The 17,255-nt window shown below is 63.1% G+C and carries 18 protein-coding genes; 9 read left to right on the forward strand and 9 right to left on the reverse strand.

The genetic code is table 11. The annotated features are described in order from the left end of the window. The first annotated feature begins 10 nt into the window (after positions 1 to 10). Complete coding sequence (locus tag PFLCHA0_RS05340; RefSeq protein WP_011059402.1) at positions 11 to 775, forward strand: amino acid ABC transporter ATP-binding protein; 765 nt, start codon at positions 11 to 13, stop codon at positions 773 to 775. 65 nt (positions 776 to 840) lie between these two features. Here the strand turns inward: PFLCHA0_RS05340 and PFLCHA0_RS05345 are convergent, their stop codons facing one another. Continuing rightward, a complete protein-coding gene (locus tag PFLCHA0_RS05345; protein WP_015634254.1) occupies positions 841 to 1,323 on the reverse strand; it encodes a type II toxin-antitoxin system MqsA family antitoxin in 483 nt (160 codons plus the stop codon). After that, positions 1,320 to 1,631, reverse strand: coding sequence for a type II toxin-antitoxin system MqsR family toxin (locus tag PFLCHA0_RS05350; RefSeq protein ID WP_011059404.1), 312 nt, complete (start codon positions 1,629 to 1,631; stop codon positions 1,320 to 1,322). Before PFLCHA0_RS05350 ends, PFLCHA0_RS05345 begins: the two co-directional genes overlap by 4 nt. A 165-nt stretch (positions 1,632 to 1,796) precedes the next feature. Here PFLCHA0_RS05350 and PFLCHA0_RS05355 point away from each other — a divergent pair, with 165 nt between their 5' ends. The 5 genes from PFLCHA0_RS05355 (at position 1,797) to PFLCHA0_RS05375 (ending at position 5,730) form a co-directional block, all read left to right on the forward strand. Beyond that, positions 1,797 to 2,456 carry a FadR/GntR family transcriptional regulator gene (locus PFLCHA0_RS05355; protein ID WP_015634255.1) on the forward strand — a complete coding sequence of 220 codons (660 nt, stop codon included), beginning with the start codon at positions 1,797 to 1,799 and terminating at the stop codon, positions 2,454 to 2,456. A gap of 13 nt (positions 2,457 to 2,469) precedes the next feature. Continuing rightward, a complete protein-coding gene (locus PFLCHA0_RS05360) occupies positions 2,470 to 3,762 on the forward strand; it encodes a CynX/NimT family MFS transporter (RefSeq protein ID WP_015634256.1) in 1,293 nt (430 codons plus the stop codon). Between the two features lie 99 nt (positions 3,763 to 3,861). Continuing rightward, positions 3,862 to 4,332 (forward strand): nuclear transport factor 2 family protein, encoded by a 471-nt coding sequence (locus PFLCHA0_RS05365; RefSeq protein WP_011059407.1) that lies wholly within the window; start codon positions 3,862 to 3,864, stop codon positions 4,330 to 4,332. A gap of 54 nt (positions 4,333 to 4,386) precedes the next feature. Beyond that, positions 4,387 to 4,707 (forward strand): GIY-YIG nuclease family protein, encoded by a 321-nt coding sequence (locus PFLCHA0_RS05370; protein ID WP_011059408.1) that lies wholly within the window; start codon positions 4,387 to 4,389, stop codon positions 4,705 to 4,707. Between the two features lie 87 nt (positions 4,708 to 4,794). After that, positions 4,795 to 5,730, forward strand: a complete 936-nt coding sequence (locus PFLCHA0_RS05375) for a glutathione S-transferase family protein (protein ID WP_015634257.1) — start codon at positions 4,795 to 4,797, stop codon at positions 5,728 to 5,730. Between the two features lie 79 nt (positions 5,731 to 5,809). On the opposite strand, the gene PFLCHA0_RS05380 is transcribed toward PFLCHA0_RS05375, so the two are convergent. Together PFLCHA0_RS05380 and yejK are read right to left on the reverse strand one after the other, a co-directional pair. Further along, positions 5,810 to 6,163, reverse strand: coding sequence for a glutaredoxin family protein (locus PFLCHA0_RS05380; RefSeq protein ID WP_011059410.1), 354 nt, complete (start codon positions 6,161 to 6,163; stop codon positions 5,810 to 5,812). Then, complete coding sequence (gene yejK, locus PFLCHA0_RS05385) at positions 6,163 to 7,167, reverse strand: nucleoid-associated protein YejK (protein WP_015634258.1); 1,005 nt, start codon at positions 7,165 to 7,167, stop codon at positions 6,163 to 6,165. Before yejK ends, PFLCHA0_RS05380 begins: the two co-directional genes overlap by 1 nt. Before the next feature lie 394 nt (positions 7,168 to 7,561). Between yejK and PFLCHA0_RS05390 the strand changes: the two genes are divergently transcribed. Further along, the gene (locus PFLCHA0_RS05390; protein ID WP_003440137.1) at positions 7,562 to 7,843 is read left to right on the forward strand and encodes an HU family DNA-binding protein; all 282 of its coding nucleotides are present in this window, start codon (positions 7,562 to 7,564) and stop codon (positions 7,841 to 7,843) included. A 94-nt stretch (positions 7,844 to 7,937) separates the two neighbouring features. On the opposite strand, the gene rlmF is transcribed toward PFLCHA0_RS05390, so the two are convergent. The 5 genes from rlmF to PFLCHA0_RS05415 all read right to left on the reverse strand — a co-directional run bounded on the left by rlmF (position 7,938) and on the right by PFLCHA0_RS05415 (position 14,610). Further along, complete coding sequence (gene rlmF / locus PFLCHA0_RS05395; RefSeq protein ID WP_015634259.1) at positions 7,938 to 8,963, reverse strand: 23S rRNA (adenine(1618)-N(6))-methyltransferase RlmF; 1,026 nt, start codon at positions 8,961 to 8,963, stop codon at positions 7,938 to 7,940. 205 nt (positions 8,964 to 9,168) lie between these two features. Then, the gene (locus PFLCHA0_RS05400) at positions 9,169 to 12,015 is read right to left on the reverse strand and encodes a valine--tRNA ligase (RefSeq protein ID WP_015634260.1); all 2,847 of its coding nucleotides are present in this window, start codon (positions 12,013 to 12,015) and stop codon (positions 9,169 to 9,171) included. Positions 12,016 to 12,134: 119 nt separating this feature from the next. Next, the gene (locus PFLCHA0_RS05405; RefSeq protein WP_015634261.1) at positions 12,135 to 12,623 is read right to left on the reverse strand and encodes a hypothetical protein; all 489 of its coding nucleotides are present in this window, start codon (positions 12,621 to 12,623) and stop codon (positions 12,135 to 12,137) included. Positions 12,624 to 12,630: 7 nt separating this feature from the next. Beyond that, complete coding sequence (locus tag PFLCHA0_RS05410) at positions 12,631 to 13,059, reverse strand: DNA polymerase III subunit chi (protein WP_015634262.1); 429 nt, start codon at positions 13,057 to 13,059, stop codon at positions 12,631 to 12,633. Between the two features lie 60 nt (positions 13,060 to 13,119). Next, the gene (locus PFLCHA0_RS05415) at positions 13,120 to 14,610 is read right to left on the reverse strand and encodes a leucyl aminopeptidase (protein ID WP_011059416.1); all 1,491 of its coding nucleotides are present in this window, start codon (positions 14,608 to 14,610) and stop codon (positions 13,120 to 13,122) included. Positions 14,611 to 14,916: 306 nt separating this feature from the next. Here PFLCHA0_RS05415 and lptF point away from each other — a divergent pair, with 306 nt between their 5' ends. Both lptF and lptG read left to right on the forward strand, forming a co-directional pair. Beyond that, positions 14,917 to 16,035 carry an LPS export ABC transporter permease LptF gene (gene lptF, locus PFLCHA0_RS05420; RefSeq protein WP_015634263.1) on the forward strand — a complete coding sequence of 373 codons (1,119 nt, stop codon included), beginning with the start codon at positions 14,917 to 14,919 and terminating at the stop codon, positions 16,033 to 16,035. Next, a complete protein-coding gene (gene lptG, locus PFLCHA0_RS05425) occupies positions 16,028 to 17,089 on the forward strand; it encodes an LPS export ABC transporter permease LptG (RefSeq protein WP_011059418.1) in 1,062 nt (353 codons plus the stop codon). The genes lptF and lptG overlap by 8 nt, the downstream gene beginning before the upstream one ends. Positions 17,090 to 17,255: the final 166 nt, after the last annotated feature.

The raw sequence follows: 17,255 nt of genomic DNA on the forward strand, positions 1-17,255 counted from the left end.
GAGTATCTCCATGAGTCAAGCGAGCAAAAAGCCTGTGGGCCCTGAAGGCATTATTCAGATGCAGGGTGTGAACAAGTGGTACGGCCAGTTCCACGTGTTGAAGGACATCAACCTCAACGTCCGCCAAGGCGAGCGCATTGTCCTGTGCGGGCCTTCGGGGTCGGGCAAATCCACCACCATCCGCTGCCTCAACCGCCTGGAAGAACACCAGCAGGGGCGCATCGTGGTGGACGGCGTGGAGCTGACCAACGACCTCAAGCAGATCGAGGCCATTCGCCGGGAAGTGGGCATGGTGTTCCAGCACTTCAACCTGTTCCCGCACCTGACCATTTTGCAGAACTGCACGTTGGCGCCGATGTGGGTACGCAAGATGCCCAAGCGCAAGGCCGAGGAAATCGCCATGCATTACCTGGAGCGAGTGCGCATTCCGGAGCAGGCCAACAAGTACCCTGGCCAGCTCTCCGGTGGCCAGCAGCAACGGGTGGCGATTGCCCGGGCGTTGTGCATGAAGCCCAAGATCATGCTCTTTGACGAGCCCACCTCGGCCCTCGACCCGGAGATGGTCAAGGAGGTGCTGGACACCATGATCGGCCTGGCCGAAGACGGCATGACCATGCTCTGCGTGACCCACGAAATGGGCTTTGCCCGCACCGTGGCCAACCGGGTGATCTTCATGGACAAGGGCGAGATCGTCGAGCAGGCGGCGCCCAACGATTTCTTCGACAACCCGCAGAACGACCGTACCAAGCTGTTCCTGAGCCAGATCCTGCATTGATGCTGCAGCGGGGCCTGCGCTGACGATAAACCCGGACTAGCTCCGGGTTTATTTTTGCCCGGCGTTCAACGGCCGGCAGCGCCGAGCTGTGGTTCGGGTTGGTCGCTCAAGGCTGAGGGCGCCAGTTGCGGTTCGCTGAGCTCCAGTACGTCCTTCATCAACTGCGGGTGGCGATCCAGCAGGCGCATCAGCATGTACAGCGGCTGGGGCGCGCCGACTTCGCCGCGCTCGTAACGGGAAAAGGCATTGTGCCCGCCACCCGACAGCAGCCTGACCGCTTCTTTCTGGGAAAGGTGCAGCTTGCGGCGGATGCGCTTCATGTCGGCGGCGACGCTCTGCCGGTACTCCTCCAGCAATTGGTCGCCCGCGGCGGCGTAACGTTCTGCGCTCGGTGCGTCGAATTCGATTTCACCGCATTCCTGGCATTCCCAACCCGCCAGGCCATGGAGGTGACGCTGCAGGTGCCGGTAGTCGATGAGCTCGCTGCGCTGCTCGAACGCCAGCATGCCGGTGGGAGCGCCGCAGCTGTAGCACTGTTGTCGTTTCATGCTTGTGCCTCCTTGAAGGAGATCACTGGAGGCCCTATGCCGGGGCGCTGGGTGATCTTGATGTAGAGCGTCCGGTTATCGATGCCGGTGTAATACACGTCCTGCCACACCCGGTGATCGTGATAGGTGGTCATCGATTTGTAGAACATGCTGCCCTGGAGTCCGGCTATCACTCGTTGCATGGCCGCCAAGGATAATCCGAGTTCCTTGCCGCAGAGCAACGCGCTTCGAGTGAAGGCTTGTGCCCCTTGCCGAACGACCTGTGCCTTGATCAGCGACAGGTCGTAATGAGGTGTTTTCTTTTCCATGAGACACCCTTGAGGCTGACTCGAAATTACCCTTATAGGGTTTTTTGTCAAGGCCTGGCTGAAATGGCGAAAGTGCCTGCTCCAGCCTAAAACGTTGAACTCTGGGAAAGGTCTGAATACCATGCCAGGCAATTCGTCCGATGATTGGATGAAAGAGTGAGTTCAATGAGCGAAATATCCCCCCTGATCAAACGTTCCCTGGTCGACCAGGCCCTGGAGCAACTGCGCCTGCGCATCACCAATGGCGCCTGGGTCGTGGGCCAGCGCCTGCCCACCGAACCGGAACTGGCCAGTGAGCTGGGCATCAGCCGCAACACGGTGCGCGAGGCCCTGCGGGTACTGGCGTTTTCCGGGCTGATAGAGATCCGCCAGGGTGACGGCAGTTACCTGCGGGCGGTGGCCGATCCCTTGGACATGCTCCAGGCACTGTCCCAGTGCTCCCTGGAGCAGGCCCGGGAAACCCGCCACATTCTGGAAGTTGAGGCCGTCGGCCTGGCCGCCCTGCGCCGCACCGACGAGGACCTGCACGCCCTGAGCGATGCGCTGGCCGTCAGCGGCGGGCACTTTCATGGCGACCTGGAAAGCTACATCGCCTGCGACCTGGTGTTTCACCAGCGCCTGGTGGACGCCGCCCACAACCCGACCCTCAGCCAGCTGTATCGCTATTTCTCCAGCGTGGTCGGCGTCCAGTTGCGCCAGACCCTGACCGTGACCCCCAGGCGTCAGGAAGTCTTCGATCGGCACCAGCACCTGCTGGATGCCATCGAGCAACGCGACCCCGAACGAGCCAAGAACATTTCCCGCCAGCTGATCAACGAATCCTGAGTCCGAGACCTCCATGTCCAATCAAACGGTACCTGCGAAAACCCCGTCCTCGCCTCGGTGTTCCGCCGAGCTCGAAGAGCTGCTGATCGACGCCGAGGCTGATGATGAGGAGGTGCAGCAGGCTCCACCGCCTCTGCAGCGCCCCTGGCTGTTGCTGCTGGGGCTGATCCTGGTGGCGCTGAACCTGCGTCCGGCGCTGTCGAGCATGGCGCCACTGCTCAGTGATGTGTCGCAGCACCTGGGGCTATCGGCCGCCAAGGCCGGGCTGCTGACTACCTTGCCGGTGCTGTGCCTGGGGCTGTTCGCGCCTTTGGCGCCGCTGCTGGCCCGGCGCTTCGGCGCCGAGCGGGTGGTGCTGGGCATCCTCATGACCCTGGCCCTGGGCATTGTGCTGCGCAGTTCCTTCGGTGAGGTCGGAGTGTTTGCCGGGAGCATCCTGGCCGGCGCCAGCATCGGCGTGATCGGGGTGCTGCTGCCGGGTATCGTCAAGCGTGACTTCGCCCGGCACGCGGGCACCATGACCGGGGTCTACACCATGGCCCTGTGCCTGGGCGCGGCGATGGCGGCGGGGGCCACGGTGCCTCTGAGCCAGCATTTCGGGGGCAGTTGGGCCATGGGGCTGGGCTTCTGGGTGGTGCCGGCGCTGGTGGCGGCCCTGTTCTGGTTGCCTCAGGTGGGGCACAAGCACGGTGCTCACCATGTGGCCTTTCGCGTGCGCGGCCTGTTGCGGGACCGCCTGGCCTGGCAGGTAACCCTGTACATGGGCCTGCAATCCTCCCTGGCATACATCGTGTTTGGCTGGTTGCCGTCGATCCTGATCGGCCGTGGGCTGACCCCGACCCAGGCCGGGCTGGTGCTCTCCGGTTCGGTGATCGTGCAGTTGGCCAGTTCTCTGGCGGCGCCCTGGCTGGCGACCCGGGGCAAGGACCAGCGCCTGGCCATCGTGATTGTCATGCTGATGACCCTGGGCGGCCTGTTCGGTTGCCTGTACGCGCCCATCGAGGGCCTGTGGGGCTGGGCGGTCCTGCTGGGCCTGGGGCAGGGTGGCACCTTCAGCCTGGCCCTGACCCTGATCGTGCTGCGCTCCCGGGACCCCCATGTGGCGGCCAACCTGTCGAGCATGGCCCAGGGCATCGGCTACACCCTGGCTTCCATGGGGCCGTTTGCGGTGGGCCTGGTGCACGACTGGACCGGGGGCTGGAACGCTGTGGGCTGGATTTTCGCGGTGTTGGGCTGCGGTGCGATCATTGCCGGGCTGGGCGCCGGTCGTTCGCTGCATGTGCAGGTGCAGAGCGAGAGAATCTGACGGGCCTTGCTTGCACTATTTGCCCGGTAAATGCCGATAGTGTTCGCCGGGGTTGCGGATTATTGTGCTGCATCCCCCTTGCCCTTTCGGAGTCCGTTCATGAGTGATGCCCATCGCGCCCTGATCACCGAGTTCTATCAGGCTTTCCAGCGCCTGGATGCCGAGGCCATGAGCGCCTGCTACACCGAGGATGTGCTGTTCAGTGACCCGGCGTTCGGCGAGTTGCGCGGGCGTGATGCCGGCGATATGTGGCGCATGCTCACCTCCCGTGCCAAGGACTTTTCCCTGACTTTCGATCAGGTGCGTGCCGACTCGAATTCCGGCGGCGCGCACTGGGTTGCCACCTACCTGTTCAGCCAGACCGGCAATACGGTGATCAACGATATCCAGGCCCGGTTCGTGTTTCGCGACGGCAAGATCTGCGAGCATCACGATCAGTTCGACATGTGGCGTTGGGCGCGCCAGGCCCTGGGCACCAAGGGCCTGCTGCTGGGCTGGACGCCGCTGCTCAAGAATGCTGTTCGAGCCCAGGCGCGCAAGGGGCTCAAGGCCTTCCAGAGCGGTCGCTGAAAGCCATCCTCTGCTAAGATCGCGGCTTGTTATCCACAGGCCTCGATACCTTTTGTGACCAGCCCTCTTTCATCCTCCAGTGCCGAAACGGCGCAGCCTGCCACTGACGCCAAGCCCTGGTTCGTGTATCTGGTGCGGGCGGCCAACGGTGCCCTGTACTGCGGTATCAGCGACGACCCCGTGAAGCGCTTCGCCAAGCACCAGAGCGGCAAGGGCGCGCGTTTCTTTCTCTCCAGCCCGGCGGTGGCGCTGGTCTATACCGAGGCTTGCCGGGACAAGGGCGAAGCCTTGCGCCAGGAGCGGCTGATCAAGAAGCTCAGGAAGAGTGCCAAGGAATGCCTGGTGGCTTCGGCCACCGCCGCGGCATCAATCTGACTGATAGGTTCTCATCAGCCGGATCTGTAGGCCGTCCACGGATTGCGCGCTAAGCTCAGCGCTCTCCCTCTTCCGGCGGACCCCAGCATGTCAGAGTTGATTCTCCACCATTACCCGACCTCTCCCTTTGCGGAAAAAGCCCGCTTGCTGCTGGGTTTCAAGGGGCTGTCCTGGCGCTCGGTGAAGATTTCCCCGGTGATGCCCAAGCCCGACCTGACCGCCCTGACCGGTGGCTATCGCAAGACCCCGGTGTTGCAGGTCGGCGCGGATATCTATTGCGACACGGCCTTGATCGCGCGCCGCCTGGAGCAGGAAAAATCCTCGCCTGCGCTGTTTCCCGAAGGCCAGGAAATGATCAGTGCGGCCTTCGCCGCCTGGGTCGATTCGGTAGTGTTCCAGCACGCGGTGACCCTGGTATTCCAGCCTGAATCCGCGGCGGTGCGTTTCGGCAAGCTGCCGCCGGAAGCGGTCAAGGCCTTCATGGCCGACCGTGCCGGGCTGTTCAGTGGCGGCAGCGCCAGCCGGCTCCCTCTGGAGGTGGCCAAGCATCAGTGGCCGACCCTCATGGCGCGCCTGGAGCAGCAGTTGCAGCGCGAGCCCGGGGACTTCCTGTTTGGCCAACCGTCGATTGCCGATATTGCCCTGGCTCACCCGCTGTGGTTCCTCAAGGGCACGCCGGTGACCGCGCCGCTGGTGGACGACTATCCGGCGGTTGCTGGCTGGCTGGCGCGGGTCCTGGGTTTCGGGCATGGCTCCTTCACCGAAATGAGCGCCGAAGAGGCCCTCGAGGTCTCGCGCAGTGCCACCCCGGCGGCGCTGCCGGATGAACAGTTCGTCGACCCCAACGGCTTCAAGGCGGGCCAGCAGGTGGTGATTGCCGCGACTGACTACGGTGTCGACCCGGTGGCGGGCGAGTTGCTGTTCGCCGGTACTGAAGAGCTGATCCTGCGCCGTGAAGATCCACGTGCCGGTGTGGTCCACGTGCACTTCCCACGGCTGGGCTTTCGCATCCAGGCCCAGTGATGCATATCTGCAGGAGCTGGCTTGCCTGCGAAGGCGTTCCCAGAGCGGCCGCCCCCTTCGCCGGCAAGCGAAACGGCTCCTAGGGCTTCAGCGCGGCCATGATTGCGTCGGGGTCGTAGGTGCGGATCAGGGTGCCATTCACGTCCAGGATCGGAATCCCGGCACCGCCCAGGGCGGTGTAGGCCTGGCGTGCCGCGGCGTCTTTCTCGATGTCGAATTCCCGGAAGGGAATGCCCTTCTGATCGAGAAAGCGCCGGGTGGCCTTGCAGTAGCCGCACCAGTCGGTGGCGTACAGCACCACCCGGGCATGCTCGCGGGTCTCTTCGCTGACCATTGCCGAAGGGTTGAACAGCCGTTCGATCTTGCCCCAGTGCTGGTAGGTCACCACCACCAGCAGGATCAGCAGGAACTTCTTCAATACCCCCTGGAGCATCAGTTACGGCGCTTGAGCTGGTCGGTCAGCTGGGTTGGCAGGCCCTTGATGATCAGGGTCCCGGCTTCTTCGTCGTACTCGATCTTCGAACCCAGCAGATGGGCCTCGAAACTGATGGACAGGCCCTCGGCGCGACCGGTGAAGCGGCGGAACTGGTTCAGGGTGCGCTTGTCCGCGGGGATCTCCGGCGACAGCCCGTAGTCCTTGTTGCGGATGTGATCGTAGAAGGCCTTGGGGCGATCCTCGTCGATCAGTTCCGAGAGTTCTTCCAGGCCCATGGGTTCGCCGAGCTTGGCCTGGCTGCTGGCGTAGTCCACCAGGGTCTTGGTCTTCTCCCGGGCCGAGTCTTCCGGCAGGTCCTCGCTTTCCACGAAGTCGCTGAAGGCCTTGAGCAGGGTGCGGGTCTCGCCCGGGCCGTCGACGCCTTCCTGGCAGCCGATGAAGTCGCGGAAATACTCCGAGACCTTCTTGCCGTTCTTGCCCTTGATAAAGGAGATGTACTGCTTGGACTGCTTGTTGTTCTGCCATTCGGAGATGTTGATCCGCGCCGCCAGATGCAGTTGGCCCAGGTCCAGGTGACGGGACGGCGTCACGTCCAGCTGGTCGGTCACCGCCACGCCCTCACTGTGGTGCAGCAGGGCGATCGCCAGGTAGTCGGTCATGCCTTGCTGGTAGTGGGCGAACAGTACGTGGCCGCCCACCGACAGGTTGGACTCTTCCATCAGCTTCTGCAGATGCTCCACCGCCACCCGGCTGAACGCGGTGAAGTCCTGGCCGCCTTCCAGGTACTCCTTCAGCCAGCCGCTGAAGGGGAACGCACCGGACTCGGGGTGGAACAGGCCCCAGGCTTTGCCCTGTTTGGCGTTATAGCTTTCATTGAGGTCGGCGAGCATGTTCTCGATGGCCGCGGACTCTGCCAGTTCGGAATCGCGGGCGTGCAGGACTGCTGGGCTGCCGTCGGGTTTTTTGTCGATCAGGTGGACGATGCAATGACGGATCGGCATGGGCTTCTCGGCTGATTGAAGGGGGAGGGCGGGCTCCCCGAAAAAGTACCCAGTGTACCGCACCCGCTGGTTTTGGCGCGGTTTGCCGGGTGATGAACGGCTCCTCGGTAAGGCTTATGCATTTTTTTACCGATTTAGAGCAATAAAGCTGACCAAATGGCTAGGTAGAGGCGGATATTTCCCCGTCTGTGTGCTAGTTTTGCCCCGTCTTACGCGATGTCTCAGCGTTAAGCGTGCATTCAGCATTTGTCGGGTCGAACCAAACCCTGATTTCGGTATCTATAACCCCGATCTGTCGTGGTTGTAACCGGGGTGCCAGATTCACAAGATCTGGCTCGATGGCTGACACTGCACTCTGCAATCCAAATGAATTTGATAGGGAAGGAACACCACAATGGCTATTACTAAAGACCAACTGATCGCTGATATCGCTGAAGCTATCGACGCGCCGAAAACCACCGCGCGTAACGCCCTGGACCAACTGGCTCAGATCGTTGCTGATCAATTGGAAAATGGCGGCGAAATCACTCTGCCAGGTATCGGCAAACTGAAAGTGACCGAGCGTCCTGCCCGTACTGGCCGTAACCCATCGACTGGCGCTGCCATCGAAATCGCTGCCAAGAAAGTTATCAAGCTGGTTGTGGCTAAAGGCCTGACCGACGCTGTTAACAAGTAATACTTGCAGTGAAACCGTGCTCAGAAGTCTTCCGGGCACGGTTTGTGTAACACCGATTCACGCAAGGTGAATCGTCCTTGAATCCCCCGCCTCTTTAGTTCTTCCTCATCCAGCGTTCCTGGCTCCAGGCCTGTTGCTGTGCCTTGTCCTTGAAGGTCCAGGCGACGAAGCGGCTCTGTTTCTGCCCCTGGGACATTTCCACCACCTGGCTTTCCAGGGCTCCGGCCTTTTTCAGCGCGCTTTCAATCGCCGGCAGGTTAGAGGCCTTCGACACCAGGGTGCTGAACCACAGTACCTGTTGGCCGACGCTGGCGCTTTCACTGATCAACTGGCTGACAAAGCGGATCTCGCCGCCTTCGCACCAGAGCTCCCGGGCCTGCCCGCCGAAATTCAGCACCGGCAATTTGCGCTTGGGGTCGGCCTTGCCCAGGGCCCGCCATTTACGCTGGCTGCCGCGGGTGGCTTCGTCCAGGGAGGCATGGAAGGGCGGGTTGCACATCGTCAGGTCGAAACGCTCGGTGCTGTCCAGCAGGCCGGTGAGGATCTGCTTGGGATTGCCCTGCTGGCGCAGGCTGATGGCCTTGTTCAAGCCGTTGGCCTGGACAATTGCCTTGGCCGCGGCCAGGGCGGTGCTGTCGATGTCCGAGCCGAGGAACTGCCAGCGGTAGTCGCTGTAGCCGATCAGGGGGTAGATGCAGTTGGCGCCGACCCCGACATCCAGGACCCGCACGGCCGCGCCACGAGGGACTTCACCCTGGTTGTGGCTGGCCAGCAGATCGGCGAGGAAGTGCACATAGTCAGCGCGACCGGGCACTGGTGGGCAGAGGAAGTCCGCCGGAATGTCCCAGTGGGCAATGCCGTAGAAGGCCTTGAGCAGGGCCCGGTTGAATACCCGCACGGCGGCCGGGTCGGCAAAGTCGATGCTTTCCTTGCCATAGGGATTGAGGATCACGAACTGCCCCAACTCCGGGGTGCTCTTGATCAGTTGCGGGAAGTCGTAACGCCCCTGGTGACGATTGCGCGGATGCAGGCTGGCCTTTTCCCGGGGCGTGGCGGCTTTGGCTGGGGAGGCAGGCTTGGGCTTTTTGCGCGAAGGCTTGGGTGTGCTGGGGGCGGTCATGGGGGATCGATTCGGGGTGGTTCAAAGTGGCGGGCATTGTCCCATATCTTGCGGCGTTGGGGCGGGAGGCTTCGCCGCCGGCAAGCCGGCTCCTGGCAAACCACCGCGTAACGCTAGGAGCTGGCTTGCCAGCGAAAGCGATCTGCCGCCAATAAAAAAGGGAGGCCTTTGCGGGCCTCCCTTTTTCACACTGCGCGAATCGCCGTTACAGGCTGGAGATCCGTGCGTGCTGCTCCGCCAGCTTGCCCAGGGCCTGTTCGGCCTCGGCCAGTTTGGCGCGTTCCTTCTCGATCACTTCGGCCGGGGCCTTGTCGACGAAGGACGGGTTGGACAGCTTGCCGCCCACGCGTTGCACTTCGCCTTGCAGGCGCTGGATTTCCTTGTCCAGGCGCGCCAGTTCGGCGCCCTTGTCGATCAGGCCGGCCATCGGCACCAGCACTTCCATCTCGCCCACCAGCGCCGTGGCGGACAGCGGCGCTTCGTCGCCGGCAGCCAGTACGGTGATGGATTCGAGTCGGGCCAGCTTCTTCAGCAAGGCTTCGTTCTCGGCCAGGCGACGCTGGTCTTCGGCGCTGACGTTCTTCAGGAACAGGGCCAGGGGCTTGCCCGGGCCGATGTTCATTTCCGCGCGAATGTTGCGCGTGCCGAGCATCAGGCCCTTGAGCCATTCGATGTCGTCCTCGGCGCCTTGGTCGATGCGGGTTTCGTTAGCCACCGGCCAAGGTTGCAGCATGATGGTCTTGCCGGTGCTGCCTGCCAACGGCGCCAGGCGCTGCCAGATTTCCTCGGTGATGAACGGCATGAACGGATGCGCCAGGCGCAGCGCCACTTCCAGTACCCGTACCAGGGTGCGACGGGTGCCGCGCTGGCGCTCAACCGGCGAGTTCTCGTCCCACAGCACGGGCTTGGACAGCTCCAGGTACCAGTCGCAGTACTGGTTCCAGATGAACTCGTACAGGGCCTGGGCGGCCAGGTCGAAACGGAACTGGTCGAGTTGGCGGGTGACTTCGGCTTCAGTGCGCTGCAGCTGCGAGATGATCCAGCGGTCCGCCAGGGACAGCTCGTAAGCTTCGCCGTTCTGGCCGCAGTCCTCGCCCTTGTCCAGCACGTAGCGCGCGGCGTTCCAGATCTTGTTGCAGAAGTTGCGGTAACCCTCGACGCGGCCCATGTCGAACTTGATGTCGCGACCAGTGGTGGCCAGGGAGCAGAAGGTGAAGCGCAGGGCGTCGGTGCCGTAGCTGGCGATGCCGTCGGCGAATTCGGCGCGGGTCTGCTTCTCGATGGCTTTCTGCAGTTTGGGCTGCATCAGGCCGGTGGTGCGCTTCTGCACCAGGGTTTCCAGGTCGATACCGTCGATGATGTCCAGCGGGTCGAGGACGTTGCCCTTGGACTTGGACATCTTCTGGCCCTGGCCGTCGCGGACCAGGCCGTGCACGTACACGGTCTTGAACGGAACCTGCGGCGTGCCGTCTTCGTTCTTCACCAGGTGCATGGTGAGCATGATCATCCGGGCGACCCAGAAGAAAATGATGTCGAAGCCGGTGACCAGCACGTCGGTGGGGTGGAAGGTCTTGAGGAAGTCGGTCTGCTCCGGCCAGCCCAGGGTGGAGAAGGTCCACAGGCCCGAACTGAACCAGGTGTCGAGCACGTCGTTGTCCTGCTGCAGGGCAACGTCCGGGCCGAGGTTGTGCTTGGCCCGTACTTCCGCTTCGTCGCGGCCGACATAGACTTTGCCCGACTCGTCGTACCAGGCCGGAATGCGGTGTCCCCACCACAGCTGGCGGCTGATGCACCAGTCCTGGATGTCACGCATCCAGGAGAAATACATGTTCTCGTACTGCTTGGGCACGAAGGCGATGCGGCCGTCTTCCACGGCGGCGATGGCAGGTTCTGCCAGCGGCTTGGTGGAGACATACCACTGGTCGGTCAGCCACGGCTCGATGACGGTGCCGGAACGGTCGCCCTTCGGCACTTTCAGCGCGTGGTCGTCGACGCTTACCAGCAGGCCTGCGGCGTCGAACGCGGCAACGATCTGCTTGCGTGCTTCGAAGCGGTCCAGGCCCACGTACTCGGTCGGGATCTTGCCGTCGACGCTGTCGTTCAGGCTGCCGTCCAGGTTGAACACCTGGCAGGCCGGCAGTACGGCGGCGTTCTTGTCGAAGATGTTGAGCAGCGGCAGGTTGTGGCGCTTGCCGACTTCATAGTCGTTGAAGTCGTGGGCCGGGGTGATCTTCACGCAGCCGGTGCCGAACTCGGGGTCGCAGTAATCGTCGGCGATGATCGGGATGCGGCGGCCCACCAGGGGTAGCTCGACGAATTTGCCGATCAGGGCCTTGTAGCGCTCGTCTTCAGGGTTCACCGCGACGGCGGAGTCACCGAGCATGGTTTCCGGACGGGTGGTGGCGACGATCAGGTAGTCGTTGCCTTCGGCTGTCTTGGCGCCGTCGGCCAGCGGGTACTTGAGGTTCCACAGGAAGCCCTTCTCGTCGTGGTTTTCCACTTCAAGGTCGGAAATCGCCGTGTGCAGCTTGGTGTCCCAGTTGACCAGGCGCTTGCCGCGGTAGATCAGGCCGTCTTCGTGCAGGCGCACGAAGGCTTCCTTCACCGCTTCCGAGAGGCCGTCGTCCATGGTGAAGCGCTCGCGGCTCCAGTCCACGGAGGAGCCCAGGCGGCGGATCTGGCGGCTGATGTTGCCCCCGGACTGATCCTTCCATTCCCAGACTTTCTCGAGGAATTTTTCCCGGCCCAGGTCATGGCGATTCTGGCCCTGGGCTTCGATCTGGCGCTCCACCAGCATTTGCGTGGCGATACCGGCGTGGTCGGTGCCCGGCTGCCACAGGGTGTTGCGACCCTGCATGCGGCGGAAACGGATCAGGGCGTCCATGATCGCGTTGTTGAAGCCGTGGCCCATGTGCAGGCTGCCGGTGACGTTCGGCGGCGGGATCATGATGGTGTAGGAGTCGCCCGCGCCTTGCGGGGCGAAGTAGTTCTCGGACTCCCAGGTCTGGTACCAGGAAGTTTCAATGGCGTGCGGCTGGTAGGTCTTATCCATGCGCGGCGGGACCCTATTGGCATTTATTCAGGAAAAGCCGGGAAGTATAGCGGAGGGGGGCGGCAGCAAGCCACCAGCGGCAAGCGACAAGATGGCCCGGCCCGGCTTTTGCGTGTGGCTTATGGTTTGCCGCTGGTGGCCGCTGCGAGCAGGCGTTCCAGGCGGGCGTCGAGGCGACGCTTGATCTCGGTTTCGATATGCGGCGCGAAGTCGTCGATCACGTCCTGCATGATCAGTTGTGCGGCGGCGCGCAGTTCGCTGTCCAGGTGCAGCAAGGCATCGGCGTTGTTGCTGGCGGTGGCAGGCTTGGCGACGGGGGCCGCCGCTGCAGGTGCTGGAGCGGGTGTTGCCGCTTGAGCCGGCGCGGGGGTGGCCACTTGCGCCGGGGCTGGCGCGGGTTGCGCCTTGGCGGGTGCGGCAGGAGCGGCTTGGGCAGCGGCCGGCTGCTGGTTGCCCACCATGTCGAACAGCAGGGGAATCTGTACTTCGCTGCTGACGGTCTCGGTCAGCAGTGGCGGTTGCAGGTTTTCATCGCCGAGCAGTTTACGGATCGACTCGAGGTCATCCAGCAGGTGCGCGGGCTTTTGCAGCGGATTGGGAGTGTCCATCGGGTGCTCAGAGTCGCTGTAAACGGTGATCTTGCAGAGGATAGCCCTGTTCGCGATAGAAACGGAAACTCTCGCGGGCCGCCTGACGAATAGCGGGGTCTTCCACCACCACCTCGGCAATCCGGGCAAAACGCGGGGCGAAGGCCGGCACTTTCAGGTCCAGGTTCACCAGCAGGTCATTGTGGGGGCCGGGGTCCTGGCCGAGGCCGAGGACGATCAGGCTTTCGGGTTCGCTTTCCGCCGGGCCGTGGGGGACGAAGGTTTCGCCCTTGAAGCGCCACAGGCGGGCATCGAGCTCGTCCCGTTGCTCTGCATCGCTGCAATGCAGGTAGATGCGGTGGCCCATGCGCCAGGCCTTGTCGGTGAGCTTGCAGGCAAAATCCAGGCGCGCCGCAGGGTCCGCGCTGGGAAGAATATAGAAGTCGACTTTGGTCATTGGGCTTCCTGAGCCGAGGAGGGCGCCGCCTTCATGCGGCGCCCCCTGCGGTCATGGTTTTCAGGCTTTGGCGCGGTCCAGCAGGTATTGGGTCAGCAGGGGGACCGGACGGCCAGTGGCGCCCTTGTCCTTGCCACCGCTGGTCCAGGCAGTGCCGGCGATGTCCAGGTGCGCCCAGTTGAGGTTCTTGGTGAAGCGCGAGAGGAAGCAGGCGGCGGTGATGGTGCCGGCCTTTGGCCCGCCGATGTTGGCGATGTCGGCGAACGGGCTGTCCAGTTGCTCCTGGTACTCGTCGAACAACGGCAGTTGCCAGGCGCGGTCGTCGGCTTGCTGGCCGGCGCTGAGCAGTTGGCCGATCAGTTCGTCGTTGTTGCCCAGCAGGCCCGAAGTATGGGCGCCCAGGGCGACCACGCAGGCACCGGTGAGGGTGGCAATATCGATCACGGCCTGTGGCTTGAAGCGCTCGGAGTAGGTCAGGGCATCGCACAGCACCAGGCGGCCTTCGGCGTCGGTGTTGAGGATCTCCACGGTCTGCCCGCTCATGGTGGTGACGATGTCGCCAGGACGCGCGGCGCCACCGCTGGGCATGTTCTCGGCGCAGGCCAGGATGCACACCAGGTTGATCGGCAGCTTCAGCTCCAGCACGGCGCGCAGGGTGCCGAACACGCTGGCGGCGCCGCCCATGTCGTACTTCATTTCATCCATGCCGGCGCCCGGCTTGAGGCTGATGCCGCCGGTGTCGAAAGTGATGCCCTTGCCCACCAGGGCGAACGGCTTCTCGGACTTCTTGCCGCCGTTGTACTGCATGACGATCAGGCGTGGCGGCTGGTCGCTGCCCTGGCCCACGGCATAGAACGAGCCCATGCCCAGTTCCTTGATCTTCTTCTCGTCGAGGACCTCGACCTTCAGGCCCTTGAACTCCTTGCCCAGGGCCTTGGCCTGTTCGCCGAGGAAGGTCGGGTGGCAGACGTTCGGCGGCAGGTTGCCCAGGTCGCGGGTAAAGGCCATGCCGTTGGCGATGGCCTGGGCATGGGTCACGCCGCGCTGGACTTCGGCTTCGGCGGCCTTGATGGTCAGCAGGGTGATTTTCTTCAGGGCGCGGGGCTCGGCCTTCTGGCTCTTGTAGCGATCGAAGACATAACCACCGTCCACCAGGGTTTCTGCCAGCAGGCGGGTCTTGCCGTAGCTGTCGCGGCCCTTGACCACGACTTCATCCAGCGCCAGCACGGCGTCGCTGCCGCCCAGGCCCTTGAGGGTGGTGAGCACGCCGCTGATGATCTTGCGGAACGGGCGGTCGCCCAGTTCGCCGTCCTTGCCGGTGCCTACCAGCAGCACCCGCTCGGCCTTGAGCTTGGCCACACCGTGCAGCAGCAGGCTCTGGCCGACCTTGCCGGCCAGGTCGCCGCGCTTGAGTACGGCGCTGATGGCGCCGCCGCTGAGTTCGTCGAGTTGCTTGGCAACGTTGCCGAGTTTGCGGCCTTCGCCGACGGCGACCACCAGGGTGGCGGTCTTCAACGTTTCCGGGCTAACGCTTTTTACAACCAGTTCCATGTCTGGGTCCCTGAATAAATGGTCAAAGAGCGCAGGAGGCTGTCCTGCGCCGAGCTTATCTATATAGAAGAAGACGCCGCATGCTGCCGACGACAAAGCCGCCAGTTTGAACCTCGCCGGTCGCGGCTGACAACCCTCGCATGGGCCAGTTTCGGCGCATTAGAGCGCTGGGTGAGCATCCTCCGTGACAGGCGCGCGCAATCACAGGATAATGCGCCATCTTTTTTCGGCGGCCCTGCGTCTGGGGCCGGCTCGATACGTTTGCTTGTTCGGCCGCCTTAGCCTGACAACCCTGGAGTGTCTGGTTTGATCGTCTTTCGTTATCTGTCCCGCGAAATCCTGCTGACCCTGAGTGCCGTGAGCGCGGTATTGCTGGTCATCATCATGAGCGGGCGCTTCGTCAAGTTCCTCGCGCAAGCCGCCTCGGGGGCCCTGGATCCGGGCTCGCTGTTCCTGATCATGGGGTTTCGCCTGCCGGGCTTCTTGCAACTGATCCTGCCCCTGGGGCTGTTCCTCGGCATTCTCCTGGCTTACGGCCGGCTCTATCTCGAAAGCGAGATGACCGTGCTGTCGGCCACCGGCATGAGCCAGCAGCGCCTGTTGGGCATAACCATGATCCCGGCGGCCCTGGTGGCCCTGCTGGTGGCCTGGCTGAGCCTGAGCCTGGCGCCCCAGGGTGCCAACCAGTTCCAGCTGTTGCTGAACAAGCAGGATGCCCTGACCGAGTTCGACACGCTGGTGGCGGGGCGCTTCCAGGCGCTCAACGACGGTACCCGGGTCACCTACACCGAGCAGTTGTCCGAAGACCGAACCAACCTGGGCGGCGTGTTCATTTCCGAGAAGCGCCTGGGCCAGCAGAAAAAGGACGAGGGCATTTCGGTGCTGGTGGCCGAGAAGGGCCATCAGGACATTCGCCCCGACGGCAATCGCTACCTGATCCTGGAAAACGGCTATCGCTATGACGGCAACCCGGGCGAGGCCAACTACCGGGTGATCAAGTACGACACCTACGGTGTTTTGCTGGAGCGTCCGGACGTCAGCGACGAAGTCACCGATCGCGATGCCATGCCCACCGCTGACCTGATCGGCAAGGATGACCTGCGAGCCCGTGCCGAGTTGCAATGGCGCCTGTCCCTGCCATTGCTGGTGTTTATCGTGACCTTGATGGCGGTGCCGTTGTCCCGGGTCAACCCGCGCCAGGGCCGCTTCCTCAAGCTGATCCCGGCGATCCTGCTGTACATGGCCTACCTGACCATCCTGATCGCCGTGCGCGGTGCACTGGAGAAGGGCAAGATTTCCCCGGCCTTGGGGCTGTGGTGGGTGCACCTACTGTTTCTGTTGATCGGCCTCGGCCTGATGTATTGGGAGCCGATGCGCTTGAAAATGGCGAGTCGTCGCAGCGTGAAGGAGATGGCTCGTGGTTAAGCTCGATCGCTACATCGGTAGCAGTGTGTTCATGGCTATCCTGGCGGTCCTGGGGATCATCCTCGGGCTGGCCTCGCTGTTTGCCTTCATCGATGAGATGGGGGCTGTCAACGAAACGTATACCGTGGTGGATGTAATGAGCTACGTGGCCCTCACTGCGCCGCGTCGGGTCTATGAAATGCTGCCGATGGCAGGCCTGATCGGCTGCCTGATCGGCCTTGGCAGCCTGGCCAGTAACAGCGAGTTGACCATCATGCGCGCGGCCGGTGTATCGGTGGGCCGTATTGTCTGGGCGGTCATGAAACCCATGCTGGTGCTGATGCTGGTGGGCGTGCTGGTGGGCGAATACGTAGCGCCGGCCACCGAGACCCAGGCCCAGGCCAGTCGGGCCCTGGCCCAGGGTTCCGGCGATGCCCAGAGTTCCAAGCACGGCCTGTGGCACCGCCAGGGCGATGAATTCATCCATATCAACGCAGTGCAGCCCAATGGCCTGCTCTATGGCGTGACCCGCTACCACTTCGATGACCAGCGCCACATGCTGTCGTCGAGTTTTGCCCGCCAGGCCCGTTTCCACGAGGACTACTGGCAGCTGACGGATGTCACCACCACCTACTTCCGCGACGGTCATACCGAAGTCATCAGCGTGCCCGGCGAACGTTGGGATGTGGCCTTGAGCCCGCAACTGCTGAGCACTGTGGTGATGGCGCCGGAATCCCTGTCCATCAGCGGCCTGTGGGGCTACATCCACTACTTGGCCGACCAGGGCCTGAATAACGGTCGCTACTGGCTGGCGTTCTGGGTCAAGGTCCTGCAGCCGCTGGTGACGGCGGCGCTGGTATTGATGGCCATTTCCTTCATTTTCGGTCCGCTGCGTTCGGTGACCCTGGGTCAGCGGGTATTCACCGGCGTATTGGTGGGTTTCACCTTCCGCATCGCCCAGGATCTGCTGGGCCCTTCGAGCCTGGTATTTGGCTTTTCGCCGCTGTTCGCGGTGCTGGTGCCTGCGGGTATCTGCGCGGTGGCGGGCGTCTGGCTGTTGCGCCGGGCCGGCTGATTCCGCGGCTTTGCCAGGGTCTTGACGTAACGCCCCGGTCCTTGGATCGGGGCGTTTTTGCATTTGACAAACGCTGACAGGCGAGCGTGACGCTTGTGCCGAGTATCAGGTACAATTCCCGGCTATTTTTCGGCGGGCCATGCCTGCAGCCTTTTTGAGTGTTCAT

Source organism: Pseudomonas protegens CHA0 (assembly GCF_000397205.1).
Lineage (GTDB): Bacteria > Pseudomonadota > Gammaproteobacteria > Pseudomonadales > Pseudomonadaceae > Aquipseudomonas > Aquipseudomonas protegens.